We start from the raw sequence: 25,437 nt of genomic DNA, 5'->3' as shown, positions 1-25,437 counted from the left end.
CTTCCCCGGAGTTTCCGATGCGCAACGACACCGCCTTTCTGTTCGATCTCGACGGCACGCTCGTCGATAGCGTCTATCAACATGTGCTCGCATGGAAAGACGCACTCGATGCCGACGGCATCGAGCTCTCCGTATGGCGCATTCATCGCCGCATCGGCATGAGCGGCGGCCTGTTCATGAACCAGTTGCTGCGCGAAACGCACGAGGCCATCTCGCCCGAACGCCTCCTGCGCCTGCAGCAACTGCATGCCGACGCCTACCGCCGCCACGCCGACCAGATCCGCCCGCTGCCCGGTGCCCGCGCCCTGCTCGACGCGCTCACGGCCGCGCAGATTCCCTGGGCGATCGCGACCAGCGGGCGGCTCGAAACGGCGTCCGTGAACCTCGCTGCGCTCGGCGTGGACCCGGCCGTGACCACCGTCGTCACCCGCGACGAGGTGCGTCACGCGAAGCCCGACCCCGACCTGTTCGTCGGCGCGGCGTTGCGGCTGAACGTACCGATCGAACGCTGCATCGTGGTGGGCGACAGCGTCTGGGACATGCTGGCGGCACAACGCTGCCGCGCGCTCGGGGTCGGGCTGCTTTCGGGCGGCTACGGCACCCAGGAACTCGAACGCGCGGGCGCGCTGCGCGTGTATGAAGATCCCGCCGATCTGCTCTACCACCTCGACGAAGTCGCCGCGCGCAATTGATGGTGTGGCCGGTGGCTCCGGCCACGCGCAAACCGGCGATAGCCCGGCCGCCGCTTCACCGGGCATGCCGCTTGCGGTCAGGCATTTGCGAATCCACGGGTAAAACCCGGCAAAACCGCCGCCAAACCCGCTTCCATCGCCGTGCCCGAGCCCACAGTCCGTGGTGCACGCCGCGCGCCTTCGGCGTATGCTGATTGCAATCACTACAACATGGACGTCCGGCTTGCGCCGCTCGACCGCGATGAACGCCTTAGCCCCTGCCCCCGGTTCCCAGCCCGCCTCGCGCGTGACCGTGGTCGTGCTGACGCGCAATCACGTCCGCCAGACCGTCGATACCGTCGCCCGTCTCATCGCGTTGCCGGAACACCCCCGCGTGATCGTGGCCGACAACGGCTCGACCGACTCCACCATCGGCCTGCTCGCCTCGCTGTTTCCGCAGGTGCGCATCGTTCAGGGCCTGCGCGACCTCGGCATGGCCGGCTTCAACCGCGCCGTGGCGCTCGCGCGCACCGAATACGTCGCCTGCTGCGACGACAGTACCTGGTTTGCGCCGGGCGCGCTGGCCCGCGCCGCGCAACTGCTCGACGCGAATCCCGGCGTGGCCGTGCTGAATGCCTGCGTGGCCGACGCGGACGAACGCGAGATCCATCCGGCCTGCCTGATGTTCGCCGCCACCTCGCCCGGCGGCGACGGCCTGCCCGGCCCCGCGCTCGCCAATTTCATGGCGGGCGCGTGCATATTCCGGGTAAGCGTGTTCCGCGCACTGGGCGGCTACGAAGAGCGGCTCTCGCGCGGCGGCGCCGAAGAGCTCGCCGCACTCGACGTGCTTTCCGCCGGCCATTCGATCGTCTATTGCGAGAACGCGCTCGCGCATCGCGAGCCGCTCTACCGCTGGTTCACGCGCACGCAGCAATGCACGCTCGCGCGCAATTCGGCGTGGGTCGCCTGGATGCGCCTGCCGGCGCGCGACGCGCTCGCCGCCACCGGCCGCGCGCTCGCGGTCTTTGCGCGCCAGCGCTCGCTCGGGCCCGCAGGTTTCGCGCTGCTGCGCGGCGCGTTCTGGACGCTGCGCCGCCGCCGCGTGGTGCCGCCGCACGTCGTGCTGCTCACGCGCCAGGTGCGGCGCGCCCAGCGGCACGTGCGCGTGGGCATTCCGGCCATGGCCGAGAAGTACGACCGCTCGGGACAACGCGCATGGTGAGCTGGGCCGCACACTGCCTGCACTGCCCCCTATCTGGTCGAGGACCATGACGAAGCCCGACTCCGGCCTCGCGCCGCCAGGCAGCGCCGCCCCGCAGGCCGAGAGCCTCGCCGCCGTCGGCCACAGCAGCCGCCGTTTCGAGGCGCTCGTGCAGCCCATCGAAGACTACGCGATCTTCCTGCTCGACCCCGAAGGCTGCGTGGCGACCTGGAATCGCGGCGCGGCGCGCATCAAGGGCTACGAAGCCCACGAAATCATCGGCCAGCATTTTTCGCGTTTCTACACCGAAGAAGCCAAGGCGCGGCGCTGGCCCGAGCACGAACTCGAGCAGGCCGTCCTGCACGGCCGCTTCAACGACGAAGGCTGGCGCGTGCGCAAGGACGGCTCGATGTTCTGGGCCAACGTCGTCATCACCGCGCTGCGCGAGCACGACGGTTCGCTCGCGGGCTTCGCGAAAGTCACGCGCGATCTCACGGTCGAGCGCCGCCAGGTGGAGGCGCTGCGCCTTTCCGAAGAGCGCTTCCGGCTGCTCGTGGAGAATGTGAGCGACTACGCGATCTTCATGCTCGATCCCGAGGGCCACGTGGTGAGCTGGAACAGCGGCGCGACCAACCTGATCGGTTATCGCCCCGCCGAAATCGTCGGCCAGCATGTTTCGGTGTTCTATCCAATAGAAGACCTCGCCGACGGCCTGCCCGAGGCCGAGATGCGCCGTGCCGCCGAAGAAGGCCGCAGCGTGAACGAAGGCTGGCGCGTGCGCAAGGACGGCTCGATGTTCTGGGCCAATGTCACCCTCACGGCAATCCACGACGCGCAAGGGCGCCTCACCGGTTTCGCGAAAGTCACGCGCGACCTGACCGAAAGCCGCCGCAACGAAGAGCTCGAACATTCGAGCGAGCAGATGAAGCAGTTTCTCGCACTGCTCGCCCACGAACTGCGCAATCCGCTCGCGCCGGTGCGCAACGCCATTGCGACCCTGCGGCTCGCGCCGCTGACGAGCGCCGAAACGGACCGCGCGCGCGACCTCATCGAACGGCAGATCGTGCATCTCACGCGGCTCGTGGACGATCTGCTCGACGTGGGCCGCATCACCTCCGGCAAGATCGAGCTGCGCGAGGCGCCGCTCGAACTCCACGAAGTGATCGCGCATGCCGTGGAAGCGGCGCAGCCGTTCACTGCCGGGCGCGGCCAGCAGGTGGACGTGCAGGTGCCCGAGACGCCGCTGCGCATGATCGGCGACCATACGCGTCTCGTCCAAGTGCTGCAGAACCTGCTGCACAATGCCTCGAAGTTCTCGCCCGACGGCAGCCGCATCGTCATCGACGTGCATGCCGCCTCGCGGGTCGCGCAAATCCAGGTTCGCGACCACGGCCGGGGCCTGCGGCCCGGCACCTTCGAATCGATTTTCGGGCTCTTCAGCCAGGACCGCACGCTGCCCGGCCCGAGCGAAAACGGCCTCGGGATAGGCCTGATGCTGTGCCGCTCGCTGGTGGAACTGCATGGCGGCACGATTTCGGCAACGAGCGCGGGGCCGGGCACCGGCAGCACGTTCAGCATCCGCCTGCCGCTCGAGCGCACCGGCATGCATGGGCTTGGGCCGCTCTCGTCGGCCCCCTCGTTATCGCCGCTGTCACCGCCGCTCGCAGGCGCGGCGCACGCGGCGCCGTCCGTTCCCGCGGCGCCCGCACTGCCCGCATTACGCGTGCTGATCGTGGACGACAACTGCGACTCCGCGGACAGTCTCGCGATGCTGTTCGAACTCAAGGGTCACGACGTACGCGTCGCCTACAGCGCCAGACAGGCACGCGAGCGGATTGCGGATTTCACGCCGGACGCAGCGTTGATCGACATCGCCATGCCCGAGATCGACGGCTATGCGGCGCTGCGCGAACTGCGCGGGGAGGTGCGGCTCGCGAATACGCTATTCGCCGCGATGACCGGCTTCGGCCAGGCCGCCGACGTGGAGCTCACGCGCGCAGCGGGCTTCGAAATGCATCTCGTGAAGCCCGTGGATGCGGCCCGCTTCGACGAAGTGCTCGCGCGCGCCGCCGAACGGCGGCAGCCGGCGCCAGGATCGGCGCAAGCGAAGACATAAGCGAAGCGGCGAGCGCCGGGCCGCCCCAACGTCACGGGCCGACCGGCACGAACTGCCGGTAATCCACCTGCGGGCCGCGCACGATAATCGCAGTGGCCTCCGGCACTTCGACCCACGCATCGGGCAAATCGACGAGCGGCTCCGAGACGATCAGATAGGCGTCGTCGCCCGCGCCCGTAATGCGCGGATCGTCGGGATAGAGTTCGTGCAGGTGCCTGAACGAGTTGCTGTGATAGAGCGAGCGCGACTTGCCCTCGCTCGAATAGCGCACGGCCACGAGCTGCTCGCCGTCGCTCGCGCAAATGGTCATGTTGAGCGGGCGTTCGATACCGCGGCGCCTCGCCGTCGCTTCGACGAACCCGGCCATGCGTTCGAGCGCTGGCACGGGTTCGTGTTCGAGCCCGAAGGTCATCGCCAGATAGAACATCACTTCCGAATCCGTCGATCCCTCGAGCGCGTTGAAGCGCTCCGGATCGATGGCCACGAGCAGGTCGCGCCGCACCAGCGGAAAGCTCTCGATCAGCCCGTTGTGCGCAAACATCCAGCGCCGGTGGCGAAACGGATGGCAGTTGGTTTCCTGCACCGGCGTATGCGTGGCCGCGCGAATGTGCGCGATGAACATCGGCGCCGTGACGGCGCGCGCGAGTTCGCGCAGGTTGCGGTCGTTCCAGGCGGGCTGGATGCTGCGGTAGCGATAGGGAATGTCGTGCGGATGCTGGTACCAGCCGAGGCCGAAGCCGTCACCGTTGGTCGTCGTCGCGCCGAGCTTCGAATGCAGGCTCTGGTCGATCAGCGAATGGCGCGCGCGAAACAGCACGGTTTCCAGATGGACGGGATTGCCCGAATAGGCGAGCCAGCGGCACATGTTGCACTCCTTCGTGACGGTCGGTCAGTTCGCGCCGCGCAGGTCGGCGATAGGGGTGAGGAAGCCCGTGAGCCCGGTCAGAATGATCTGCACGCCGATACATAACAGCAGGAACGAAGAAATGCGCATGGCGACGCGCGTGCCTTCCACGCCGAGGTATTTCGAAAGGCGCGCGGCGCGGCTGTACACGTAATAGATCACCACCATCACCAGCGCCGAAATGACGATGGAGGCAATGCCGGAGAGCAGCCACGCCGAAAGCTTGTGCGTGCGGTTCGCGTTGAGCGCAATGGCCGTGGCGATGGAGCCGGGGCCCGTGGTGAGCGGCACCGTGAGCGGGAAGAACGCCTTGCCCGTGGCCGACTCCGGGCCGACGCGCTTGACCGCCGGGTCCTGCTCCTTTTCCACCGGCGTTTCGGGTGCATTGAGCATTTGCCAGCCGCTCACGGCCACCGCAAGGCCGCCGCCGATGCGCAGCGCCTCCATGGAAATGCCGAAGAAGTGCAGGATGGGCGTGCCGACGAAGAATGCCACGAGCAGCACGAAGAACGCGTTCATGGCCACGCGCCAGGCGAGCTGGCGCCGCTCTTCGTCGCTGAGCCAGGCGGTGCGGTCGAGAAAGACGAACGCAATGCCGATGGGATTGATGATGCTGATGAGTCCGGTGAAGCCGAACAAAATGTCTGAGATGAGGCTTTCGATCATGAAGTCGATCCGGTAGGGATAGTCCGGCCACGGCATGCCCCCCGCGATCCGGCTCGCGTGCAGTGTAACTGGATCGGCGGCGCGCGTGCCTCTTCTGCGCCTGCCGCCGCCGGCGCCCGGCCGCGATCCCGCGCCGCAGCATGCTTTCAAAATACATACGGCATTATTGGCACCTTTACGGGGCACCCTCACCAAGCATAGAGTGAGCGCAACGGCGCTGGTCACGACGTTGTCCTTTTTATAGTCATATAAGAGGAGTTGTTCATGTCATTGCGGTTGCTCGCTGCCTTGCCCTTCATCGGCATCCTGCTCGGGGTGCCGTTCGTCAACCGCACCGAGCCGCTCGTGCTCGGCATGCCGCTCGTGCTGGCGTGGATCGTGATGTGGGTCGTGCTCACCGCGGCGATCATGGCGATCGTGTACCGGCTCGATCCCATCAACCGCGAACCGCTGAACGACGCGGGCGAGGTGCAATCATGAGCGCACTCGTTCTTATCGCCGCCATCACGCTGGTCGCGCTTTATCTGGGCATGCGTGCGCGGCGCGGCCACGACATGGATCTCGAGCAGTGGTCGGTAGGCGGGCGCAGCTTCGGCACCGCCTTCGTGTTCCTGCTCATGGCGGGCGAAATCTACACGACCTTCACCTTCCTCGGCGGCAGCGGCTTCGCCTACGGCAAGGGTGCGCCGGTCTATTACATCCTCGCCTATGCCACGCTCGCGTACATCATCTCGTACTGGATGCTGCCGCCCATCTGGCGCTTCGCGAAGGCGCACCGTCTCGTCTCGCAGCCCCACTTCTTCGCGCGCAAGTACCAGAGCCCCGCGCTCGGCGTGCTGGTCGCGCTCGTCGGCGTGGCGGCCCTCGTGCCGTATCTGGTGCTGCAGCTCAAGGGCCTCGGCATCATCGTCTCCACGACCTCGTACGGGGCAATTCCTTCCACGGCCGCGGTCTGGATGGGCGCGTTCGTGGTGACCGCCTACGTGATCGTTTCGGGCGTGCGCGGCTGCGCGTGGAATTCGGTCGTGAAGGACGTGATGATCCTGGCCATCGCGATCTTCCTCGGCATCTATCTGCCCGTTCATCATTACGGCAGCCTCGGCGGGATGTTCCGCGCCATCGACGCCGCCAAGCCAGGCTTCCTCACCTTCCCGGCCAAAGGCCAGAGCGTGACGTGGTTCCAGTCCACGGTGCTGCTCACGGCGCTCGGCTTCTTCATGTGGCCGCATACGTTCGGCTCGGTCTATACCGCGAAGAACGAACGCATCTTCCGCCGCAACGCAGCGATCCTGCCGCTCTACCAGCTCATTCTGCTGTTCGTGTTCTTCTGCGGCTTCGCCGCCGTGCTGAAGGTGCCGGGCCTGAAGGGCGGCAACATCGACCTCTCGCTCTTCAAGCTCGCGCTGCAGACCTTCGATCCGTGGTTTGTCGGCGTGATCGGCGCAGCCGGCGTGCTCACGGCGCTCGTGCCGGGCTCCATGATCCTCACCACCGCCTCCACATTGCTCGCCAACGACGTCTATCGCGGCGCGATGATGAAAAACGCCGACGATGCCCGCGTGCGCAACCTCGCACGCATGCTCGTGCCGGTCATCGCACTCGTGGCGGTGGGCTTCACGCTGAAGGGCGGCGACACCATCGTCGCGTTGCTGCTGATGGGCTACAACTTCGTGACGCAGTTGTTCCCGGCGCTCGTATGCAGCCTTGCGGCACGCAACCGCGCCACGAAACAAGGGGCCTTCTGCGGGATCCTCGCGGGCGTGGCCGTGGTGGTCGTGACCACGCTCCTGCACGTGAGCGTCGCACAGCTCATTCCGTTCGCGCCCGATGCGCTCAAGGACATCAACATTGGCTTCCTCGCGCTCGGCGTGAACGTGATCGTGCTCGCCGTGGTCAGCGCGGTAACGCAGCCGCGCACGCACGCAGGCCATACGCACGCAGGCGCGCACTGACGCCGCACTCTCTGCCTCCATCGCGCCGGGCGCCATGCGCGTCCGGCGCTTCCCCTGCGATCAGCGCTTCGCCGCGCCGTAGAGCGTCGAGTCGGCGAAGCCTTCCGCCGCCAGCACGTCGCCCACCAGAATGAGCGCCGTGCGCTCGATATCGGTGGCGCGCACCTTCTCCACGATGTCGGCCAGCGTGCCTGTCACGCGCTCTTCGTCGGGCCAGCTCGCCCGGTAGATCACGGCGACCGGGCAGGCCTCGCCGTAATGCGGGCGCAGTTCCCCGACAATGCGCGCGAGATGGCGCACGCCCAGGTGGATCGCCAGCGTCGCGCGGTGGCGGGCGAGATCGCCCAGTTGCTCGCCCTCGGGCATCGCGGTTTTCGTCGCATAGCGCGTGAGGATCAGCGTTTGCGAGACGCCCGGCAGCGTGAGCTCGCAGCCGAGCGCCGCCGCGCAGGCAGCCGTCGCCGTGACGCCGGGCACGATTTCATAAGGAATGCCAAGCTCGCGCAAGCGGCGGATCTGCTCGCCAATCGCACCATAGAGCGAGGGGTCGCCCGAATGCACGCGCGCGACATCGCGGCCGTGGCGATGCGCCTCGTGCAGCAGCGCGACGATTTCGTCGAGCGTGAGCGGCGCCGTGTCCACCACCTGCGCGGCGCGATGTCCTTCGAGCACGGCGGGCGGCACGAGCGAGCCCGCGTAGAGAATCACGGGGCAACTGCGCACAAGCCGCTGCCCCTTGACGGTGATGAGCTCCGGGTCGCCCGGTCCGGCGCCGATGAAAAAGACGGTCATTGCGTGACGTTCCGAAGAAAATGAGCGGCGCCCAGCGCGTCGAGCAGCGATTCCACCGACTCGAACTCGCGCCCGGCAGCCGGCAGCACGGGGCGGCGCAGCATCACGACCGGCAGGCCCCGCTCGCGCGCTACGCCGAGCTTTGCCTCGGTGGCCGCGCCGCCGCTGTTCTTGCTGACCACCACGTCGATGCGCGCCTCGCTGAACAAGCTGCGTTCGCCCTCGGGCGTGAACGGTCCGCGCGCGTCGATCACGCGGGCGCGCGCGTGGCCCGGGTGCGCGTCGAGACAGCGGATCGTCCAGTGCTGATGCGCGGGCACCTCGTCGAGGTGGGCGAGCGGCTCGCGCCCCAGCGTGAAGAGCGGGCGCTCGAACGGCGCGAGCGCGGCCATCGCCCCCTGCCAGCCATCGACCCTGCGCCAGTCGTCGCCGGGCTGCGGCTGCCACGGCGCACGCCGCAGCGCCCAGTACGCCACGCCCGCCGCGGCGCACGCGCGCGCCGCGTTCGCGCTGATCTGCGCCGCGTAGGGGTGCGTGGCATCGGCCACCACGGTCATGCGCGCGGTCTCCAGATAGCGCGCGAGCCCCTCGGTGCCGCCAAAGCCCCCCACCCGCACCTCGCAGGCAAGGTCGTCGGGCACGCGGCCGAGGCCCGCGAGGCTATAGACATGCGGCGCCGCCAGTTGCCGGGCGATACGCAACGCGTCGCCGGTGCCGCCCAGCAGGAGCAGGCGCGCCGTCACGGTTTCGTGGCCTCGTAGAGCGTGACGGGCAACGCCTGCCGCCACGTGTCGAAGCGGCCCAGCGGCTCCGCTTCGCCGATGCCGATGCGGGTAAGCGTGCCGCCATGCTGCGCGCGCCAGGCCACGAGCGCGGCTTCGCTCTGCAGCGTCACGGCGTTCGCCACGAGGCGGCCACCGCTTGTGAGCCGGTCCCAGCAGGTCTCCAGCACGCCGGGCACCGTCACGCCGCCGCCGATGAACACGGCGTCGGGCGCCGCGAGGCCCGCCAGTGCATCGGGTGCGCGGCCCGCTACGAGCTGCAGCGCAGACACGCCCAGCGCCTCGCGATTGTGTTCGATGAAACGCTGGCGTTCGACATGCGATTCGATGGCAATCGCCCGGCACGCTGGATGCGCACGCATCCATTCGATGCCGATCGAGCCGCTGCCCGCGCCCACGTCCCAGAGCAGCGCGCCCGCCGTGGGCGCGAGCCGCGCGAGCGTGAGCGCGCGCACGTCGCGCTTCGTGAGTTGGCCGTCGTGCAGATAGGCCTCGTCGGGCAGCCCCGGGGTGAGGGTCCACGCGCGCGCGTTGGCATGCGCGTCGGCCACGCATTCGAGCGCGACGAGATTGAGCGCGGCCACTTCGCCGCCCGGCCAGCCATCGGCACGGCCGTCGATGCGGCGTTCCCGCTCGCCGCCCAGGTGTTCGAACACGGTCAAACGCGTGGCGCCGAAACCGAGCGTGGCGAGCCACGCCGCGAGTGCGGCCGGCGTGCGGCCATCGGCGCTCAGTGCCAGCACGCGCGCCCCGGCATGCAGATGACGCCGCAGTCCGTCGAGCGGCCGGCCGACGAGCGACACCGCGGCCACGTCCTGGAGCGCCCAGCCAAGCCGTGCCGCCGCCAGCGACAGCGACGACGGCGCGGGCAGCACCGCCATCTCTTCGGGCGCCACGCGCCGCGCCAGCGTGGCGCCGACACCGAACAGCATGGGGTCGCCGCTTGCCAGCACGCACAGCCGCAGGCCCGCGGCGCGCTGCGCGAGCACGCTTTCGACGCTGAAGGGCTGCGGCCAGGGCTCGCGGCGGGCGCGCACGCGCGCGGGCAGCAGCGCAAGATGGCGCGCGCCGCCCATCACCACCTGGGCATCGAAGAGCGCGCGCCGCGCCGCGCGCCCGAGTCCCGCGTAGCCGTCCTCACCGATGCCGATCACCGTCAGCCACGCGTGCGTGCCCTGCATGCACTCTCCGTTCAAGTCCTGCATTTGCGTCCTGCCAAAGCCGCCCTTTGCCCGGGGCTGCGCCTGAAAACGGGCATAATACCGTGTCCGCCGGCGCCCGACAGGCCCGGGCCAGATTCGATGCCAGGCCCGGAACGCAACAGCCAGGCCCTTTGCGCCCCGCGCGCCCCGAACCTGGTGTGCCCTTGAAACACGACTCCCCCCTTGCCTGTGCCAGCTCCGCTGCGGCGCGCCGTTCTGCGTGCCCGGGGCTGCTGCGCGTGGTCGCGGCGCGTGACGGCGGCCTGTGCCGCATCCGCCTGCCCGGAGGCCGGCTCACGGCAACGCAGGCGCAAGCCGTCGCCCAGGCGGCGCGCACGCATGCAAGCGGTGCCATCGAACTGACGAACCGCGCGAACCTGCAAGTACGCGGCGTATGCGCGGGCAGCGAACATGCGTTGAGCGAAACGCTCATGCGTGCGGGCCTGGGCCCCGAAGCCGATGTGCCCGCCATACCCGGTCACGACGCGGCAGCCCGCGAAAACGCCTGCGCCGCCGACGATCTGCGCAACCTGATGCTGAGCCCACTGGCGGGCTGCGATCCCGAAGCATGCTTCGATACGACGCAACTGGTCGCGCCGATCCTCGACCTGCTGCAAGGCGAGGCTCGCTTCGCAGCGCTCTCGCCGAAATTCGCCTTGCTCGTGGATGGCGGCGAACGGCTCGCGGCGCTCGATCATCCCCACGACATCTGGCTCGCGGCGCTGGCCCATGAAGACAGCGTGGCCTTCGCGTTCGGCCTGGCAGGCACGCCTTGCGACGGCGCGCTGGGCGCCGTTACGCCCGCGCAGGTGCCTGCCCTGATCCGCGCGCTGCTGCATGCCTTCCTCGACCTCGCGCAAGACGACAAGCGCCGCATGCGCGAAGTCTGCGCGGTGCATGGCGCGCACGCAGTCCTGCAACACGCCCAACGCTACCTGGATTTCGCACCGTTGCGCGACGAGTCCGTATGCCGATGGACTCGCGCATCCGTCGAGACGGCAGCCCGCCTCGGCGCCCACGCGCTGCATGCGGATGGTACCGGCTATGCCGGCGCGCAACCGCCGCTCGCCAGGCTCGATGCCGGCACCCTCGACGCGCTCGCATCGCTCGCGCAAACGCACGGCGACGCCACGCTGCGCATCACACCGTGGCAGGGCGTGATATTGCCCAACGTGGCGGCCGGCGCGATGTCGCTTGTCCTCGCGCAACTGCGCACGCTGGGTCTCGTCACGGACCCCGCCGCACCGCTCGCACGGCTGATTGCATGCACGGGCTCGGCGGGCTGCGCGAAAAGCCGCGCCGACACGAAGGCCGATGCGCAGCGTCTCGCGGCCTCGCTCCCCGCGCAGGCCGACGTGCATCTGAGCGGCTGCGAGCGTTCGTGTGCCGCAGCCCATCGCGCACCGTGGACCCTGCTTGCCGTCGCGCACGGCTGTTACGACCTCTACGCACGCGACGCGGCGCATGCCGGATTCGGCCGCCTCGTCGCCTCCCATCTGACGATCGAAGCCGCTGCGCAACGACTTGCGCAGCCGCCCCGGAGCACCCCCGATGTCTGACTACCTGCGCGACGGCGCGGCGATCTACCGCGAATCGTTCGCGACGATCCGCGCCGAAGCCGACCTCACGGGCATTGCGCCCGACCTCGAAAAACTCGCCGTGCGCGTGATTCACGCGTGCGGCATGACCGACATCACCGCCGACCTCGCGTTTTCCGCAGGCGCGGGACTCGCGGGCCGCGCGGCGCTGGCTGCCGGCGCCCCCATCCTGTGCGACGCAAAGATGGTGGCCCACGGCATCACGCGCGCACGCCTGCCCGCCGGCAACGAGGTGATCTGCACGCTCGACGATCCCCGCGTGCCCGGCCTCGCCGGCGAGATCGGCAATACGCGCTCGGCCGCCGCGCTCGAACTGTGGCGGCCGCATCTGGCAGGCAGCGTGGTCGCCATCGGCAACGCGCCAACCGCGCTCTTTCATCTGCTCGACATGCTGGCCGCAGGCGCGCCGCGGCCGGCGCTGATTGTCGGCATGCCGGTGGGCTTTGTCGGCGCGGCGGAATCGAAGGCGCTGCTGGCGCACGGCGCGCACGGCGTGCCCTTCGTGGTCGTGCGCGGCCGGCGCGGCGGCAGCGCCATGGCCGCCGCAGCCGTCAACGCACTTGCTTCGGAGACCGAATAAATGAACCGTAAAGGGCGCCTCTACGGTATCGGCGTCGGCCCCGGCGACCCCGAGCTTCTCACGCTCAAGGCGGTACGCCTTCTAAAATCGGCGCCCGTGGTGGCATATTTCGTCGCCAAGGGCAAGAAGGGCAACGCCTTCGGGATTGTCGAAACGCATCTCGAAGCGAGCCAGACCCACCTGCCGCTCGTCTATCCCGTCACGACCGAAGCCCTGGAGCCGCCGCTCTCGTACGAGGCAATCATCGCCGACTTCTACGATACGGCATCCGCGGTCGTCGGGACGCATCTCGACGCGGGCCGCGACGTGGCCGTGATCTGCGAAGGCGACCCGTTCTTCTACGGCTCGTACATGTACCTGCACGACCGGCTTGCAGCACGCTACGAAGCCGAGGTGGTACCCGGCGTATGTTCGATGCTCGGCGGCGCAGCCGTGCTGGGCGTGCCGCTCGTCTATCGCAACCAGAGCCTGTGCGTGCTTTCGGGCGTGCTGCCCGAAGACGAACTGCGCCGCCGCCTGGCCGATGCGGATGCCGCCGTCATCATGAAACTCGGCCGCAACTTCGACAAAGTGCGCCGCGTGCTGGGCGAACTGGGACTCGCGGACCGCGCGCTCTACGTCGAGCGCGCAACGATGGCCAATCAGCGCATCGTGGCACTCGACGAAGTCGATCCTATGGCGTCGCCCTATTTTTCCCTGCTGGTCGTGCCGGGGGAAAAATGGCAGCGCTGACTTTGCCGCCCGCCATCGTGATACTCGGACCCGGTGCGCTTGAAACGGCGCGGCGGGTGCAGCGCTGCTACCCGGGCGCGCAAGTGCATGCGCTGCAAGGCCGAGCGGAAGGCGACATCGCCTTCCGCGAACTCGGCGCCCATCTGCGCGCGCTCTACGCGAGCGGCACGCCTGTCGTGGCGCTGTGCGCCGCCGGCATCGTGATCCGCTGCGTCGCCCCGCTGCTCGCGAACAAGGGCGCGGAGCCGCCCGTGCTCGCACTCGCCGAAGATGGCAGCGCCGTCGTGCCGCTGCTCGGCGGTCTCGCGGGCGTGAACGTCATGGCACGCACGATAGGCGACGCACTCGGCATCGCGCCCGCGATCACCACGAGCGGCGAACTGCGCTTTGGCACCTGTCTGCTCGATCCGCCCGCGGGCTACGCCCTGTCGAGCCTGGACCAAGGCAAGCGCTTCGTTTCCGATCTGCTCGCAGGCGAGCCCACGCGCATCGAAGGCACCGCGCCCTGGCTCGACAGCGTGGACCTGCCGCGCGACCCGCACGCGCCTCGCGCGATTCGTGTGAGTCCGCGCACATGGGACGGCTCGCGCGAAGCGCTCGTGATCCATCCGCGCTGCATCGTCGCGGCGGTGTGCCGGCCGCACGCAGGACTCGCCGATGCGGTGCGGGAAGCGCTTGCGTCGCAGGGCTATGCCTCGCTTGCGCTCGCGGCGTTGCTCGCTCCCGCCGGGAGCATGAGCGATCCCGCGTGGGCAGACGTGGCGGCGAGTCTGGGTGTACCGCTGCGCTTCGCCGATGCGGCCGGCGCAATCTCCCCCGCTACACCAACTGCATTGCTCGACGCCTGTGGATTTGCTACGCATACCGAAGCAAATGGAATAGCGCTCGTGGTCTGCGATGCGCCCGTCGATCCGCACGCACTCGGCCGCGCCCGCGGCAAACTCACGGTGCTCGGCCTCGGCCCGGGCCACGCCGGGCTACTGGCGCCGGCGGCCCGTGCCGCGCTCGATGCGGCCACCGACATCGTGGGCTACGCCACCTATGTCGAGATGGCCGGCCCGCTGCGCGACGGCCAGCGCCGCCACGCCACCGACAACCGCGAAGAATTGCAGCGCGCCCGCCACGCATTCGACCTGGCCAGCGAAGGACGGCGCGTGGCCGTGGTGTCGTCGGGCGACCCCGGCGTGTTCGCGATGGCGGCCGCCGTGCTCGAAGCCCTCGAAGCCTCGGACGATGCGCGCTGGCACGCGGTCGAACTCGAAATCGTCCCCGGCATCTCGGCGGCGCTCGCCACAGCCGCGCTCGCGGGCGCGCCGCTCGGCCACGACTTCTGCATGCTGTCGCTCTCGGACAATCTCAAGCCCTGGGCTGTCATCGAGCGGCGCCTCGCGCACGCCGCCGAAGCCGATCTCGTCATGGCGTTCTACAACCCGATCTCGCGCGCGCGGCCGTGGCAGCTCGACCGTGCGCTGGAAATCGTGCGTGCGCACCGCAGCCCGCAAACGCGCGTGGTGCTGGGCCGCGATGTGGGACGCCCCGGCGGGTCCGTGCGCCATACCACGCTCGGCGCGCTGCGCGCCGACGACGTGGACATGCGCACGATGGTGATAGTCGGATCGTCCACCACACGCGGCTTCGCGCGCGGAGACGGCGGCGGCGGCGAGTGGGTCTATACGCCGCGCTGGTATCGCGACGAGACCCCGCCCGCGGACTGAGCTTCAGAAAAGCCGGGCTTGCCCCGACGTGACGGTTTCAAAGTCGTCGCTCAGAAAAACGAGCACGGCATCCGCAACCGGTTGCAACTGACGCGTCACATAGAACGCGTAATCGACCGGCGCCGCCAGCGTCTCCAGCGGTTGCGGCCCGGCCACGGTCATCACGTAGCTGATCCAGCCGCCGTTCTGATACTGCAACGGCCGCCCCTGCTCGCGGTTGAATTCGTCGGCCACGCGCGCCGCGCGCACGTGGGGCGGCACGTTGCGCTGATAGTCGCTCAGCGGCCGGCGCAGCCGCTTTCGGTAGACGAGCTGATCGTCGAGTTCGCCGCTCAAGGTTCGGCGCACATACTCGCGGATGTAGTCGGCATAGGGCTCGCGTTTGAAAACGCGCCGGTATAACTCGCGCTGGAACTGCTGCGCAAGCGGCGTCCAGTCCGTGCGGACCGTTTCGAGTCCCTTGAACACCACCTCGTCGCTGCCGTCCTTCGCGCGCGTAAGTCCCGCGTAGCGCTTCTTGCTGCCCTCCTCCGCGCCGCGCACGGTGGGCATGAGAAAGCGCGAATAATGCCGCTCGAACTGCAGTTCCAGTGCGCTTTCGAGCCCGTAGCGCTCCCGCAGTTCGGTCTTCCACCACGCGTTCACATGCTCGACGAGCGCCTTGCCCGTTTGCACGGCCTCCTCTTCTCCATAAGCACGCCGGAGCCAGACAAAAGTCGAATCCGTATCGCCATAAACCACGTCGTAACCCTGCGCCTCGATGAGCTCGCGTGTCTTGCGCATGATCTCGTGCCCGCGCATCGTGATCGAAGAAGCAAGGCGCGGGTCGAAAAAACGGCAGCCGGTCGAACCGAGCACGCCGTAAAACGCGTTCATGATGATCTTCAACGCCTGCGAGAGCGGCGCATTCTGCTGGCGCTTGGCGGTGTCGCGGCTTTCCCAGACCTGGCGGACGATCTCCGGAAGACAGTGCTTCTCGCGCGAAAATCTCGCGCCGAGAAAACCCGCCACGGACTGGTCGTCCGCCGGATGGCGCAGGCCTTCGATCAGCCCGACCGGATCGATAAGAAAGGTGCGAATGATCGACGGATACAGGCTCTTGTAATCGAGCACCAGCACCGAATCGTAGATACCCGGGCGCGAGTCCATCACGAAGCCGCCGGGGCTGTTCTCGCCCGTGACATCGCCAAGATTCGGCGCGACGTAGCCAAGGCGATGCATGCGCGGCAGATACAGATGCGTGAAGGCCGCGACGGAGCCGCCGGTTCGATCGACAGGAAGCCCGGTGACTGCAGCGCGTTCGAGCAAAAAGGCCATGAGCTCGGTCTTCTCGAAGATGCGCGTTACCAGTTCGCAGTCCTTGAGGTTGTAGCGCGCGAGCGCGGGCTTGTCCTCGTCGAAGCGGCGCTGGATTTCGTCCATGCGCTGATACGGATTGTCGATCGACTTGCCTTCGCCGAGCAGCGCCTGCGCGACATATTCGAGGCTGAACGAGGGGAAGCTCCACGTGGCGGAGCGCAGCGCCTCGATGCCGTCGATGATGAGGCGGCCCGCCGCCGCGGCGAAATAGTGCTGCTGCGTGGAGTGCTCGCGCCACTCCATGACCTCGCCGCCGCGGCCAAGGCGCAGCGGCACGCCGTATTGCTCCGCATGCGTGCGCAGCACGCGCAAATCGAACTGCACGAGATTCCAGCCGATAATCGCATCGGGGTCGTGCTGCGCCATCCAGGCGTTCAGGCGTTCGAGCATCTGCGGCCGGTCTGCGCAGTAGTCGAGCTGGAAATCGAGCCCGCTTGCGTCGCCGTTTGCGGGCGCGAGCATGAAGACCTGGCGCTGACCGCAGCCTTCGAGCGCAATCGAATATAGCTCGCCCCGAGCACTCGTTTCGATATCGAGCGACACCAGCTTCAATTGCGGACGATATTGCGTTGCCGGCCGCAGTTCGCCGTCGAGCAGACGGCCGGCTGCGTGGGGATCGTGGTGCTCGCCGGCTTGATCGGGATCGCCGCGAAAGAGTACCGGCGCCGTGATGAAGCGCTCCATCATGTAGCGCTCGGGCGGCTGAATATCGGCCTCGTACACATCCACGCCCGCTTTGGCGAGCCGCTTGGCAAGGCCCGCGAGCTGGCGATACTGCGGCATGTAGAGCCCCATCACGGGACGTCCGCGAAAATCCGTGAGCGAGAGCGAACGAAGCTCGACGCGTGCTTCGCCTTTGAGCAGCCGCTCGGCTTCGGCCTGCTGGTCGGCCGGAACGAACGCGATGGAGGGCTGCGGACGCAAACGCAACAGACGCGGCCCGGCCGGCGTGGACAGCCAGAATTCGACCTCGGTATGCGTGCCCGCATCGCGCCAATGGCGCGTCAGAATGTAACCCTCCTGAAAATCGGTCAAAGCCATACCCAGCCGTCTATGTGATCTCCGGGCATTTTAATACGGCGAGGTTGCGCGGCTGCGCGCGCGACCCGTTAGCGTTCCGTGCTCACTCGTCCGATGGCGAAGAAGCCTCAACCGCGGGCAGCCAGAGTGGCCACGATCAGCGCAGAAAAGACCAGCGCCGGCGCGAGATGCCGGAACGGCTCCCGATTTCGCAGCAGCGTGAAGAGCGCGCCAATCATGATCGCACCGGCCAACATCAGGCCCAGGACCCGGGTTTGTTGTCCGGCAAGAAGTGCCGCACTGAGCAATTCAAGCGCGCCGCAGAGCAACTGAAACCATGCCGGATAACCCCAGCGTGCGAAGTCGCGCTTCACCGCGCCCGGTCTTGCGAGATTGATCACGCCCGCAACGGCGAACAGAACCGCGACGATTATCGCGAGCGTCGATTCGAGAAACGTACTGTCCCACGCCATGATCATGCTCCGCCAAGTGGCTGAAAGTGTTCTTTTGCAGAGAGGTCCGCAATCAGGCCGGAGCCACGGGATTCCCACGCAAGCACGCGCCGTGCATGCTGGCCGCTCACTGCCTGGTCGAGCGCCAGGGCGTCAGCGAACGGTCCAAGCGCGTTGCGGGCATCGTCGAGCGGCCAGAGTTCGACACGACCGGCGCCAACCGAGGCTCGAATCGCTTCCGCCATTTCGGCCACGGCAACGGCCTCTTCCGCGACCACGTTGAAGAGGTGTCCCGCGACGCGGCTATCTCCGGCTTCGGCCTGCTCCAGCGCGCCCAGATACGCTGTGGCGAGATCATCGACGTGAACGGCTGGCCAGCGATTGCGCCCCTCGCCGACGACCCTCACGCTGCCGGTCTGACGAACCATCGCGGCAAGCATGCCGAAGATGCCGCCACCGTGGCCGTGCACCATCGCCGGCCTGAGAATCACCGCGGCAATCGACCGGCTCGCTGCCAGCGCCAGCACACGCTGCTCCACTGAGGGCCGCCAGGCGACGAGCGGCGTGGGGTTCAGCGCCGAAGCCTCCGTTGCGGCCTCCCCCGCCGTATTGCCGTAGACCCAGGTGCCCGACGTGTAGACAAACGCCGCGCCCGGCCGCAAATGAGCCAGCATCGCTACGACGGCAGCCTCATCCGCCACAGCGGCAGACGCATCGTTGGTCGATGCGGCGTGCACCACGCCATCGGCGGCACCGGCAGTTGCGGCGAAAGACTGTGGCTCGCGCAGGTCGCCGGCATGCAGTTTCACGCCGAGACGGGCCAGCGCGCTTGCGGCCGCCGACCGCTCCTCGCGCACCAGCGCCGTCACCCGATGGCCGAGACGGATTGCCCTGCGCGCAACCGCTTGCCCGATGTAGCCCGTACCGCCTGTCATGAACAATTCCAAAGCGTTCTCCCAACGATTGCCTGTGAAGTTGGACCGCCACACAAACGAGACTCATAAGTCTCGTTTCGTCAAATGTAAACGAGACTGATCAGTCTTGTCAACGGCCTGACGATCTGGTATTTATTTCGTATGAACGCTCCCGCTCTCCCCGACCTGAGCCCGCTGCAACGCCGCAAGCGGTCCGCCATCCTCGACGGCGCGAGAGCCGTTTTTCTAAGCCAGGGCTTCGGACTGGCAACGATGGACGACGTCGCGGCGGCGGCAGGCGTCGGCAAACAGACGGTCTACCGTCACTTCAGGTCGAAGGAAGCGCTTTTCGTGGGTTTGGTGAGCGCGATGTGCGCGCAGGTGGGTGGACTGCTTGCCGGCGCTCAGGACGCGCAATCCGATGGCTCGCCCGAAGTCGAGTTGCGCAAGCTGGGATGGCTATTGGCGCAAAGCCTGATCACGCCGGATAACCTGCGGCTTTACCGGGCCATCGTTGCCGAGGCCGAGCGCCTTCCGGAACTGGGTCAGGTGTTCTACGAAAATGGTGCAAAGGTCGTACGTGCCATCGCCGCGGAAATCCTGCGAAAGCGCTTTGACGAATCGACCGCTGCAATGCGGGCAGCGACATTTGTTCAGTTGGTGCTGGGCGACGCGTATCTGGAACTGTCGATTGGCTACACGGTGACTAATGTCGAGGCGCGCTTTGCGATGCAGATCGAGGAGGCGGTGGCGGCTGCGCTTCGGTAAGGAGTGCTTCAGGAGTACGGCTCGGCGTTGGGCAAAAATCCCCGACTCAGAAATAGACGCTCCGACGCAAGGTTTCCAACGGTAATCATCGCGCAGCATTCTCGATGACCAAGCGCCGCAAGCGATGCGAGCGCCGCATCCTGCAACGTTCCGCCATCGCCTGAACGCTTAAGGACAGGAGCGGTGGCTACCACGGCAATAACCGGGCAACCGTATGGCTTTTAATGGGAAACGAGGCACGCTGATCGGAGCTCGCCCATTTGCTCAATTGTCCATGACGCCTCCGGAATCCATTGCCGGTATGTCGTCCAACTTTACGTTCCGCAAACTTGCCGGCATCGCTCCAAAAGGAAACCCATTGGACAGCGACCGCCTCCAAAATCGCGCGCTGCGCTCGTGTGCTGAATCCGGCGTTGCGTGGCTATCTACGCGTTATGAGAGCCGAGTGGGTCGTGCAGACGGCATGATCCGACCCGCTTCTGCCCCTGGGTCCTACGTCCGGGGACTGGCAGCCGTCGGATACTCAACGGTCATAGTCTGCTTGACCGCCACCGATTCCGACCCGTCAAAGTTGGTTCGCCGCGATGCGATTTGCCGTCGTGCGACCTTCCGGGAGCTGAACGGCGTTCCCCCCGCTCAGCCCCGGACACTCTTCAGAATTTATGCCTGATCCCAAACGAGACGGAAGTCTGCTCGCGTGAACTCGATGGCGAGTTGTAGTAGATCTGCGCGAACCGGGCATCTCCCGCGGCCTTCTGGAAGATGCCCACAAGGAAAAGATCCGTGCGCTTCGAGAGGAACCAGTCAATACCGGCGTCGATCTGATGCCACTTCGGATCCTGGCCGGTCACGTTGTAGTGTCCGTTCGTGTAGATGTATCCGAAGCCTGCAAGCAGGGCCGGCGAGATGTTATAGGTCGCCGTGGCTTCGTAGTTGCTCAGGCTCAGTTTCGACGCGTCGAGATAGTCGAACTCGGAGTGCGTATACATCAGCGAGAACTTTGCGCTTCCCAGAACGTATGAGCTACCCACGCCATACATCTGCTGCTTGCTGACCGATGCGCCCTTCGTGCTCGTCACGAACGGCGACGTGAACCCGTAGTCGCCATACACGGCGCCGGCAGTGTTCGTCGTGCTGTTCGGTATATCGACGACGTGATAGGCCGCGCCCATGCTGAATGGCCCGTTACCATACGTGGCCGCCGCGTTGAAATCCCTGTTGTTGCCAAAACCGCCGGCCATGTTGGAGAACGCGTACTGTGACAGCACCTGAACGCCAAACATGTTCACGCTTTTGTACTGGACCGCGTTGTTGATGCGAAACGTGGGAAAGATATTGTCGTTGTCGCCGATCGGCGGCCCGTACGTCGCGAACTGAACGGCCGCTTCATACGGCCCGAGGCTTTGCGACATGGTGTCGATCTGGCGCCCGAACGTCAGTTGCCCAAAGCGATCGTTGGCAAGGCCGACGAAAGCCTGTCGGCCGAACAGGCGACCGCCTTGACCCAAGGTCCCGTTGCTCATGCTGAAACCGCTTTCCAGCGTGAAGATCGCCCGATTGCCGCCGCCGAGATCTTCCCGGCCTGTGAAACCGAAGCGCGGCGATTGCTGGACCCCACTCGCCAGTTGCCATTGCTGATGTCCCCCCGCGTTGCTGGTGTACATCACCCCCTCTGAAAGTATCCCGTACAGCGTCACGCTGCTTTGCGCGCACGCTGGACCTGCCACGATCAAAGGCACACAAGACAACAACAACTGACGTTTCATTCCGTTCCCCTTGGCTTGTTGGTTGAAGTCACGCGTCGCTGCGTCACCGTCATGACGGACGTTAAACTTTATAAATTATTATGTCCATATAAATTATTTAGAGTTTGGAAAAATTCGCGTTTTCCCTATCAAGATGGCTTGCGTATATACTTGGGGGTCAAATATGAAGCCGTCGAATGGCTTCACGGAGACGGGAAATGGATCAGAAGGTGCGGTCAGGACAACGTAGCCCGGCGCAATTGCCGAAAACGACGCTTTCGGAACAGGCGTACGAGCACTTGCAGAACGACTTGCTGGCCGGCGTGTTCGCGCCGGGCGAAAAGCTGCGGCCGCAGGCGCTGCAGGAGCGGTATGGCGTCGGCATCAGTCCGATTCGCGAGGCGCTGATGCTGCTCAGCTGTGATGGGCTCGTCACCAATGAAGGCCAGCGGGGCTTCAGGGTGGCCGAAGCGTCCCTTGATGATCTGCTGGACATCCTCGATGTGCGCAAAAAGATCGAGACAGAGCTTCTCGCGGACGCCATCAGGCACGGCGACGAGGAATGGGGCGCGCAGATCACTGCGGCGTTTTACAAGCTCGTTCATACGCCGCTGCCCGCGGCGGGCGATGTGCCGGCCGGGCACCGGTGGGAGCATGCCCATCGGCGGTTTCACCATGCTCTACTGAGCGCGGCGCGCTCGAACTGGCTGCACCGCATCGATGAGCAGCTAGTCTGGCATTCCGAGCGCTACCGTCGCATGCGTATCGCGGGTCCGCTACCGCAGGAAGTGCTGGAGCGCGATATCGTCAGCGAGCACCAGGAGCTGATGGATGCGGTGCTCAAGCGCGACACCGGGCGCGCATGTTCGCTGCTGGTCGCTCACATCGACGAGACGGCCCGCGTCGTCTCGCAATATCTGAGCTGAACGTTCGCGCGAGGTGACATGAAGAAACGGCCGGCCCGAGGGCTGGCCGTTTCTTCAATCGCCGTGTCGATAACCGCACAAGACAGCCTCAGCCGATTGATCGGGGCTCGGCACTGACCGGCCGCTGTCGGGCGTCGGGAAATGGCAGCGTCGCGGCCAGGATCGCCGCGGCGGCCACGCTGCCCGCCATGAAGAACAGCGCATTCGAGAAATCCGGCGAATGGCCTCGAATCCAGCCAATGGCGTAGGGTCCGAGGAAACCGGAAAAGCCGCTGATGACGTTGACGAGCGCCAGTCCGCCGGCCGCTGCGCGGCCCGTCAGGAACGACGACGGGATCGACCAGAACACGCTGAGCGAAGCGCCGATCCCGAACAGCGCGACGCAAACCCACGCGAGTTCCGTATCCGCGGAATGACCGAGTGCACTGGCGGCAAGGCCCACACTGCCGATGGCGAGAGGAATGGACAGATGCCAGCGGCGTTCCAGTGACCGGTCCGAATGGCGGCCGTTCAGGATCATCGCCACTGCGCCGAGCAGGAAGGGAACGGCGCTCAGCACACCGACCGTGACGGTCGACATGCCGGAAATCTGCTTGATGATCTGCGGCAGCCACAGCGTGATGCCGAAGAAGCCGACCCCCACCAGCAGGTAAAGCAGCCCCAGCAGCCAGACGATCGGCTGGCGCAGCGCTACGCCGAGCTTTTCGGTTCCCATCGATGCGGCCTGTTCCTGATCGCGCTTCATCGTCGCCAGCAGCCAGTCGCGTTCGGCCGTGTCGAGCCATTTTGCGTTTGCCGGTTCGCCTGCGAGAAAGAAGTACGTGAAGATGCCAAGCGCCACCGCCGGCAGCGCTTCGAGAATGAACACCCACTGCCATCCGGCAAGACCGCCCACGTTGCTCAGCGACATCACGAACGCGGAAAGCGGTGCGCCGATCACCACCGCGATCATGTTCGCGGACATGACCTGGCCGATTGCGCGTGCGCGCTGTTCCGACGGGAACCAGCGAGTCAGGTAGTAAAGCACGCCCGGCAGAAAGCCTGCCTCGGCCACGCCGAGCAGAAAGCGGATCGCGATAAAGCTCGTCTCGTTGAAGATGAACGCCTGCAGCCCTGACACGAGACCCCACGTGACGATGATCCGCGTAAGCCACACGCGGGCTCCGAAGCGCTGCAGCGCCAGATTGCTCGGGATCTCGAACAGGATGTAACCGATGAAGAAGATGCCGGCGCCGAAGCCGTAGACCTCCGGCGTGAAATGAAAGGCACGCGTCATGTCGAGCGCCGCAAAGCTCACGTTGACGCGGTCGAGAAAGTTCACGAGCCACAGTACGAACAGCAGCGGCACGATCCGGAGCGTCACCTTGCGCATGACCGTCGTGCCAAAAGATTGATCCATCGTTCTCTCCTCAAGTTGATCGGGCCTCCTGCGCGGGTAACGCCAAAGGCGGCGGCGTCGCTACGCCTGATCGACGAGCCTCGACACCACGATTTGTCGTCATTCTTGGCTTGTAAAAAATCCGAGTCAACATAAATTTTACTGTTTATATAAATTTTAGATTGTTATATGATGCGACCAAACTATTCGCAGTGCCGCTCGACGCCCGGTCGGACGGCCCATCAACGCTGAGGAATCCGAGTGACGACCGAGGAGCAATTTCGACTGGAGGCACAGATGCCGCTGCCGACATTGGCCGCGCAGCGCTATGCCAGCACTGTTGTGTCGTGGGCGCAGCACGTGTCCACGCATCTGCGCCGCGAGTGCAACGTCCGTTATGGACAGCATCGGCAGCAAACGTATGACGTTTTCTATCCGCGCCAGGCCGAACGCGCTCCCGTCGTCATTTTCTGGCACGGCGGCGGCTGGACAAACGGCTACAAGGAATGGAACTGGTTCATGGCGGAGCACGTCACCCGCCTCGGCGCGGTGCTGGTGCTGCCTGACTACCGCCTCGCACCGGAACATCGCATGCCCGCAGCTTTCAACGATTGCCTGTTGCTGCTGCACTCGCTTGCCGCGTCGCAAACGTTCGAGGGCGACCTGCGCAATGTCTATCTGGCGGGGCATTCTGCAGGCGGCCATCTGGCCGCGTTGACTGCGCTGCGTTTCAGGCACGGCAACGGTCCGATGGTCGATCGCATCGCCATCCGTGGCTGCGCGCCCATCAGCGGCATCATGGACATGAGCCATCCCGAGCCTGAACCCGACAGTCTCGAAGCGCGCGTGTACGAGATGGTGCTCGCGGACGCGGACGACGACGGGGTATTCAGCCCGGTCTGCTGGACGGCCGGCAACGAGCTGGCTTTTGCGCTGAGCTATGGGGAATACGATTCGCCGCGCGTCATCCGGTCGAATCGCCGTCTGGCCGCTCTGCTCAAATGTCAGTCCACGCCCGTCACCTGCCATGTCGAACAGGGTCGTGACCACTTCGACACGCACCTTGTGTTGAGTGACCCGAACAGCCACTGGTATGCATCGCTGGAAAACATGTTCGAGGGAGCGCCATTGTGAAAGAAGTCATCGATGTCGGACTGCCTGAACTCGGCCAGCCCTTCTCGTGGGCCGTGCGTGCCGGCGACATGATGTTCACGGCACATGGACCGGTTCGACTTGACGGGTCGATCGACACCGGACCGGTCGAGGAACAGGCGCGCCTGACGTTTGCGAATCTCGAACGCGCAATGACCGCAGCGGGCGGCACGCTCGACGACGTCACCCAGGTATTGATCCAGATGATCGATATCGCAGACATGCCTGTCATCGACAAGGTCTACCGTGAATTCTTCCGTCAACCCTTTCCCAATCGATCGAGTGCCGCGGTAAAAGCACTCGTCGTCCCCGGAATGCGCATAGAGATCGTGGTTAATGCGGTTTTATCCCGCTGACATTCGGCTGCCTTGGCGCGATGCGCCGATTCATCCGCCACGACAGGTGCGAAAAGCAAGTCTGAGGCCGCGCCTGGAGATCCGGTAACCGGGCGGGACGATTTCCAGAAAAGCGTGAGCTCTATTTAGACAGGTTAACTAAACGCGCCCTTGCCTCCGAGGTACGGATGTCCGTTAGATGGAGTCAAGCTGACGATCGAACGTCGTCGTGAAGATCGATACCGATGGCCGCAGTTGGCCGGCCAGCCCGCCCCCCCCGAGCGCGAAGGATCGCCTCGGATGCTCAATCTATACGGCGGGCACAACACCCACTTCGGTCGTCGCCTGAACCGATGGCAATGGCAGATGTTGGTGGTAAACCGCTCAACTGGATGTTCCTTCAGCAAAGACTCCCGTCTTCCCTCCGATGGATACACGCTGAATTGTCGATAAATCGGGTATTCCCAAATCCGGGAA

At 66.0% G+C, this 25,437-nt stretch carries 23 protein-coding genes; 13 read left to right on the top strand and 10 right to left on the bottom strand.

The genetic code is table 11. The annotated features are described in order from the left end of the window. Nucleotides 1–17: 17 nt before the first annotated feature. The 3 genes from BFE01S_RS01940 (at nucleotide 18) to BFE01S_RS01930 (ending at nucleotide 3,988) form a co-directional block, all read left to right on the top strand. On the top strand, nucleotides 18–692 hold the full coding sequence (locus tag BFE01S_RS01940; RefSeq protein ID WP_028224140.1) for an HAD family hydrolase: 675 nt from the start codon (nucleotides 18–20) through the stop codon (nucleotides 690–692). Nucleotides 693–933: 241 nt separating this feature from the next. After that, nucleotides 934–1,893 carry a glycosyltransferase family 2 protein gene (locus BFE01S_RS37050; protein WP_042337079.1) on the top strand — a complete coding sequence of 320 codons (960 nt, stop codon included), beginning with the start codon at nucleotides 934–936 and terminating at the stop codon, nucleotides 1,891–1,893. A gap of 46 nt (nucleotides 1,894–1,939) precedes the next feature. Next, complete coding sequence (locus BFE01S_RS01930) at nucleotides 1,940–3,988, top strand: PAS domain-containing hybrid sensor histidine kinase/response regulator (protein ID WP_028224139.1); 2,049 nt, start codon at nucleotides 1,940–1,942, stop codon at nucleotides 3,986–3,988. A gap of 31 nt (nucleotides 3,989–4,019) precedes the next feature. On the opposite strand, the gene BFE01S_RS01925 is transcribed toward BFE01S_RS01930, so the two are convergent. Both BFE01S_RS01925 and BFE01S_RS01920 read right to left on the bottom strand, forming a co-directional pair. Further along, the gene (locus BFE01S_RS01925; RefSeq protein WP_028224138.1) at nucleotides 4,020–4,853 is read right to left on the bottom strand and encodes a class II glutamine amidotransferase; all 834 of its coding nucleotides are present in this window, start codon (nucleotides 4,851–4,853) and stop codon (nucleotides 4,020–4,022) included. Nucleotides 4,854–4,877: 24 nt separating this feature from the next. After that, the gene (locus BFE01S_RS01920; protein WP_028224137.1) at nucleotides 4,878–5,558 is read right to left on the bottom strand and encodes a MarC family protein; all 681 of its coding nucleotides are present in this window, start codon (nucleotides 5,556–5,558) and stop codon (nucleotides 4,878–4,880) included. Between the two features lie 264 nt (nucleotides 5,559–5,822). Between BFE01S_RS01920 and BFE01S_RS01915 the strand changes: the two genes are divergently transcribed. Together BFE01S_RS01915 and BFE01S_RS01910 are read left to right on the top strand one after the other, a co-directional pair. Then, the gene (locus BFE01S_RS01915) at nucleotides 5,823–6,038 is read left to right on the top strand and encodes a DUF3311 domain-containing protein (protein WP_028224136.1); all 216 of its coding nucleotides are present in this window, start codon (nucleotides 5,823–5,825) and stop codon (nucleotides 6,036–6,038) included. Further along, nucleotides 6,035–7,510 (top strand): sodium:solute symporter family protein, encoded by a 1,476-nt coding sequence (locus BFE01S_RS01910; RefSeq protein WP_028224135.1) that lies wholly within the window; start codon nucleotides 6,035–6,037, stop codon nucleotides 7,508–7,510. The genes BFE01S_RS01915 and BFE01S_RS01910 overlap by 4 nt, the downstream gene beginning before the upstream one ends. Nucleotides 7,511–7,570: 60 nt before the next feature. Here the strand turns inward: BFE01S_RS01910 and cobM are convergent, their stop codons facing one another. From cobM to BFE01S_RS45520, 3 genes are read right to left on the bottom strand one after another with little or no spacing between them, the layout of a single operon-like run. After that, entirely contained in the window at nucleotides 7,571–8,302 is a 732-nt protein-coding gene (gene cobM / locus BFE01S_RS01905) for a precorrin-4 C(11)-methyltransferase (protein WP_028224134.1), read from the bottom strand. Next, entirely contained in the window at nucleotides 8,299–9,045 is a 747-nt protein-coding gene (locus BFE01S_RS45525; protein WP_028224133.1) for a cobalt-precorrin-6A reductase, read from the bottom strand. Before BFE01S_RS45525 ends, cobM begins: the two co-directional genes overlap by 4 nt. After that, nucleotides 9,042–10,265 (bottom strand): bifunctional cobalt-precorrin-7 (C(5))-methyltransferase/cobalt-precorrin-6B (C(15))-methyltransferase, encoded by a 1,224-nt coding sequence (locus BFE01S_RS45520; RefSeq protein WP_042336973.1) that lies wholly within the window; start codon nucleotides 10,263–10,265, stop codon nucleotides 9,042–9,044. The genes BFE01S_RS45525 and BFE01S_RS45520 overlap by 4 nt, the downstream gene beginning before the upstream one ends. A 185-nt stretch (nucleotides 10,266–10,450) precedes the next feature. Here BFE01S_RS45520 and cobG point away from each other — a divergent pair, with 185 nt between their 5' ends. The 4 genes from cobG to cobJ are packed head-to-tail and all read left to right on the top strand — an operon-like array spanning nucleotide 10,451 to nucleotide 14,911. Then, nucleotides 10,451–11,845, top strand: a complete 1,395-nt coding sequence (gene cobG / locus BFE01S_RS01890; protein WP_028224131.1) for a precorrin-3B synthase — start codon at nucleotides 10,451–10,453, stop codon at nucleotides 11,843–11,845. Further along, complete coding sequence (locus BFE01S_RS01885; protein WP_028224130.1) at nucleotides 11,838–12,464, top strand: precorrin-8X methylmutase; 627 nt, start codon at nucleotides 11,838–11,840, stop codon at nucleotides 12,462–12,464. Before cobG ends, BFE01S_RS01885 begins: the two co-directional genes overlap by 8 nt. Further along, on the top strand, nucleotides 12,465–13,196 hold the full coding sequence (locus BFE01S_RS01880; protein WP_028224129.1) for a precorrin-2 C(20)-methyltransferase: 732 nt from the start codon (nucleotides 12,465–12,467) through the stop codon (nucleotides 13,194–13,196). It begins immediately after the preceding gene. Then, nucleotides 13,184–14,911, top strand: coding sequence for a precorrin-3B C(17)-methyltransferase (gene cobJ, locus BFE01S_RS01875; RefSeq protein WP_042336972.1), 1,728 nt, complete (start codon nucleotides 13,184–13,186; stop codon nucleotides 14,909–14,911). Before BFE01S_RS01880 ends, cobJ begins: the two co-directional genes overlap by 13 nt. Before the next feature lie 3 nt (nucleotides 14,912–14,914). On the opposite strand, the gene BFE01S_RS01870 is transcribed toward cobJ, so the two are convergent. The 3 genes from BFE01S_RS01870 to BFE01S_RS01860 form a co-directional block, all read right to left on the bottom strand. Beyond that, nucleotides 14,915–17,305 (bottom strand): DNA polymerase II, encoded by a 2,391-nt coding sequence (locus tag BFE01S_RS01870; protein ID WP_028224127.1) that lies wholly within the window; start codon nucleotides 17,303–17,305, stop codon nucleotides 14,915–14,917. Between the two features lie 113 nt (nucleotides 17,306–17,418). Next, entirely contained in the window at nucleotides 17,419–17,763 is a 345-nt protein-coding gene (locus BFE01S_RS01865) for a DoxX family protein (RefSeq protein WP_028224126.1), read from the bottom strand. A gap of 2 nt (nucleotides 17,764–17,765) precedes the next feature. Then, nucleotides 17,766–18,731 (bottom strand): NAD-dependent epimerase/dehydratase family protein, encoded by a 966-nt coding sequence (locus BFE01S_RS01860; RefSeq protein WP_245621005.1) that lies wholly within the window; start codon nucleotides 18,729–18,731, stop codon nucleotides 17,766–17,768. Between the two features lie 87 nt (nucleotides 18,732–18,818). Between BFE01S_RS01860 and BFE01S_RS01855 the strand changes: the two genes are divergently transcribed. Further along, nucleotides 18,819–19,424: a TetR/AcrR family transcriptional regulator gene (locus BFE01S_RS01855; protein WP_028224124.1), complete on the top strand. Its 606-nt coding sequence runs from the start codon at nucleotides 18,819–18,821 to the stop codon at nucleotides 19,422–19,424. Between the two features lie 653 nt (nucleotides 19,425–20,077). Here the strand turns inward: BFE01S_RS01855 and BFE01S_RS01850 are convergent. Then, entirely contained in the window at nucleotides 20,078–21,190 is a 1,113-nt protein-coding gene (locus BFE01S_RS01850) for a porin (protein WP_028224123.1), read from the bottom strand. Nucleotides 21,191–21,387: 197 nt separating this feature from the next. Between BFE01S_RS01850 and BFE01S_RS01845 the strand changes: the two genes are divergently transcribed. Continuing rightward, nucleotides 21,388–22,095, top strand: coding sequence for a GntR family transcriptional regulator (locus tag BFE01S_RS01845; RefSeq protein WP_028224122.1), 708 nt, complete (start codon nucleotides 21,388–21,390; stop codon nucleotides 22,093–22,095). Between the two features lie 88 nt (nucleotides 22,096–22,183). On the opposite strand, the gene BFE01S_RS01840 is transcribed toward BFE01S_RS01845, so the two are convergent. Further along, complete coding sequence (locus tag BFE01S_RS01840) at nucleotides 22,184–23,494, bottom strand: MFS transporter (RefSeq protein ID WP_028224121.1); 1,311 nt, start codon at nucleotides 23,492–23,494, stop codon at nucleotides 22,184–22,186. A 240-nt stretch (nucleotides 23,495–23,734) separates the two neighbouring features. On the opposite strand from BFE01S_RS01840, the gene BFE01S_RS41700 reads away from it, so the two are divergent. Next, nucleotides 23,735–24,607: an alpha/beta hydrolase gene (locus BFE01S_RS41700; RefSeq protein WP_156966868.1), complete on the top strand. Its 873-nt coding sequence runs from the start codon at nucleotides 23,735–23,737 to the stop codon at nucleotides 24,605–24,607. After that, nucleotides 24,604–24,981 (top strand): RidA family protein, encoded by a 378-nt coding sequence (locus BFE01S_RS01830; RefSeq protein WP_028224119.1) that lies wholly within the window; start codon nucleotides 24,604–24,606, stop codon nucleotides 24,979–24,981. The genes BFE01S_RS41700 and BFE01S_RS01830 overlap by 4 nt, the downstream gene beginning before the upstream one ends. Nucleotides 24,982–25,437: the final 456 nt, after the last annotated feature.

The sequence above is a fragment of the Paraburkholderia ferrariae NBRC 106233 genome (assembly GCF_000685035.1).
Lineage (GTDB): Bacteria > Pseudomonadota > Gammaproteobacteria > Burkholderiales > Burkholderiaceae > Paraburkholderia > Paraburkholderia ferrariae.
This window is presented reverse-complemented; position numbering and strand designations above follow the sequence as displayed.

Bases quoted from the DNA above. Each gene is read 5' to 3' on its own strand.
- BFE01S_RS01845 (WP_028224122.1), top strand. From the start codon at position 21,388: ATGGATCAGAAGGTGCGGTCAGGACAACGTAGCCCGGCGCAATTGCCG.
- BFE01S_RS01880 (WP_028224129.1), top strand. From the start codon at position 12,465: ATGAACCGTAAAGGGCGCCTCTACGGTATCGGCGTCGGCCCCGGCGAC.
- BFE01S_RS01885 (WP_028224130.1), top strand. From the start codon at position 11,838: ATGTCTGACTACCTGCGCGACGGCGCGGCGATCTACCGCGAATCGTTC.
- BFE01S_RS01850 (WP_028224123.1), bottom strand. From the start codon at position 21,190: ATGAAACGTCAGTTGTTGTTGTCTTGTGTGCCTTTGATCGTGGCAGGT.
- BFE01S_RS01930 (WP_028224139.1), top strand. From the start codon at position 1,940: ATGACGAAGCCCGACTCCGGCCTCGCGCCGCCAGGCAGCGCCGCCCCG.
- BFE01S_RS01940 (WP_028224140.1), top strand. From the start codon at position 18: ATGCGCAACGACACCGCCTTTCTGTTCGATCTCGACGGCACGCTCGTC.
- BFE01S_RS01910 (WP_028224135.1), top strand. From the start codon at position 6,035: ATGAGCGCACTCGTTCTTATCGCCGCCATCACGCTGGTCGCGCTTTAT.
- BFE01S_RS01840 (WP_028224121.1), bottom strand. From the start codon at position 23,494: ATGGATCAATCTTTTGGCACGACGGTCATGCGCAAGGTGACGCTCCGG.
- cobJ (WP_042336972.1), top strand. From the start codon at position 13,184: ATGGCAGCGCTGACTTTGCCGCCCGCCATCGTGATACTCGGACCCGGT.
- BFE01S_RS01920 (WP_028224137.1), bottom strand. From the start codon at position 5,558: ATGATCGAAAGCCTCATCTCAGACATTTTGTTCGGCTTCACCGGACTC.
- BFE01S_RS01925 (WP_028224138.1), bottom strand. From the start codon at position 4,853: ATGTGCCGCTGGCTCGCCTATTCGGGCAATCCCGTCCATCTGGAAACC.
- BFE01S_RS45520 (WP_042336973.1), bottom strand. From the start codon at position 10,265: ATGCAGGGCACGCACGCGTGGCTGACGGTGATCGGCATCGGTGAGGAC.
- cobM (WP_028224134.1), bottom strand. From the start codon at position 8,302: ATGACCGTCTTTTTCATCGGCGCCGGACCGGGCGACCCGGAGCTCATC.
- BFE01S_RS37050 (WP_042337079.1), top strand. From the start codon at position 934: ATGAACGCCTTAGCCCCTGCCCCCGGTTCCCAGCCCGCCTCGCGCGTG.
- BFE01S_RS01915 (WP_028224136.1), top strand. From the start codon at position 5,823: ATGTCATTGCGGTTGCTCGCTGCCTTGCCCTTCATCGGCATCCTGCTC.
- BFE01S_RS01855 (WP_028224124.1), top strand. From the start codon at position 18,819: ATGAACGCTCCCGCTCTCCCCGACCTGAGCCCGCTGCAACGCCGCAAG.
- BFE01S_RS01865 (WP_028224126.1), bottom strand. From the start codon at position 17,763: ATGGCGTGGGACAGTACGTTTCTCGAATCGACGCTCGCGATAATCGTC.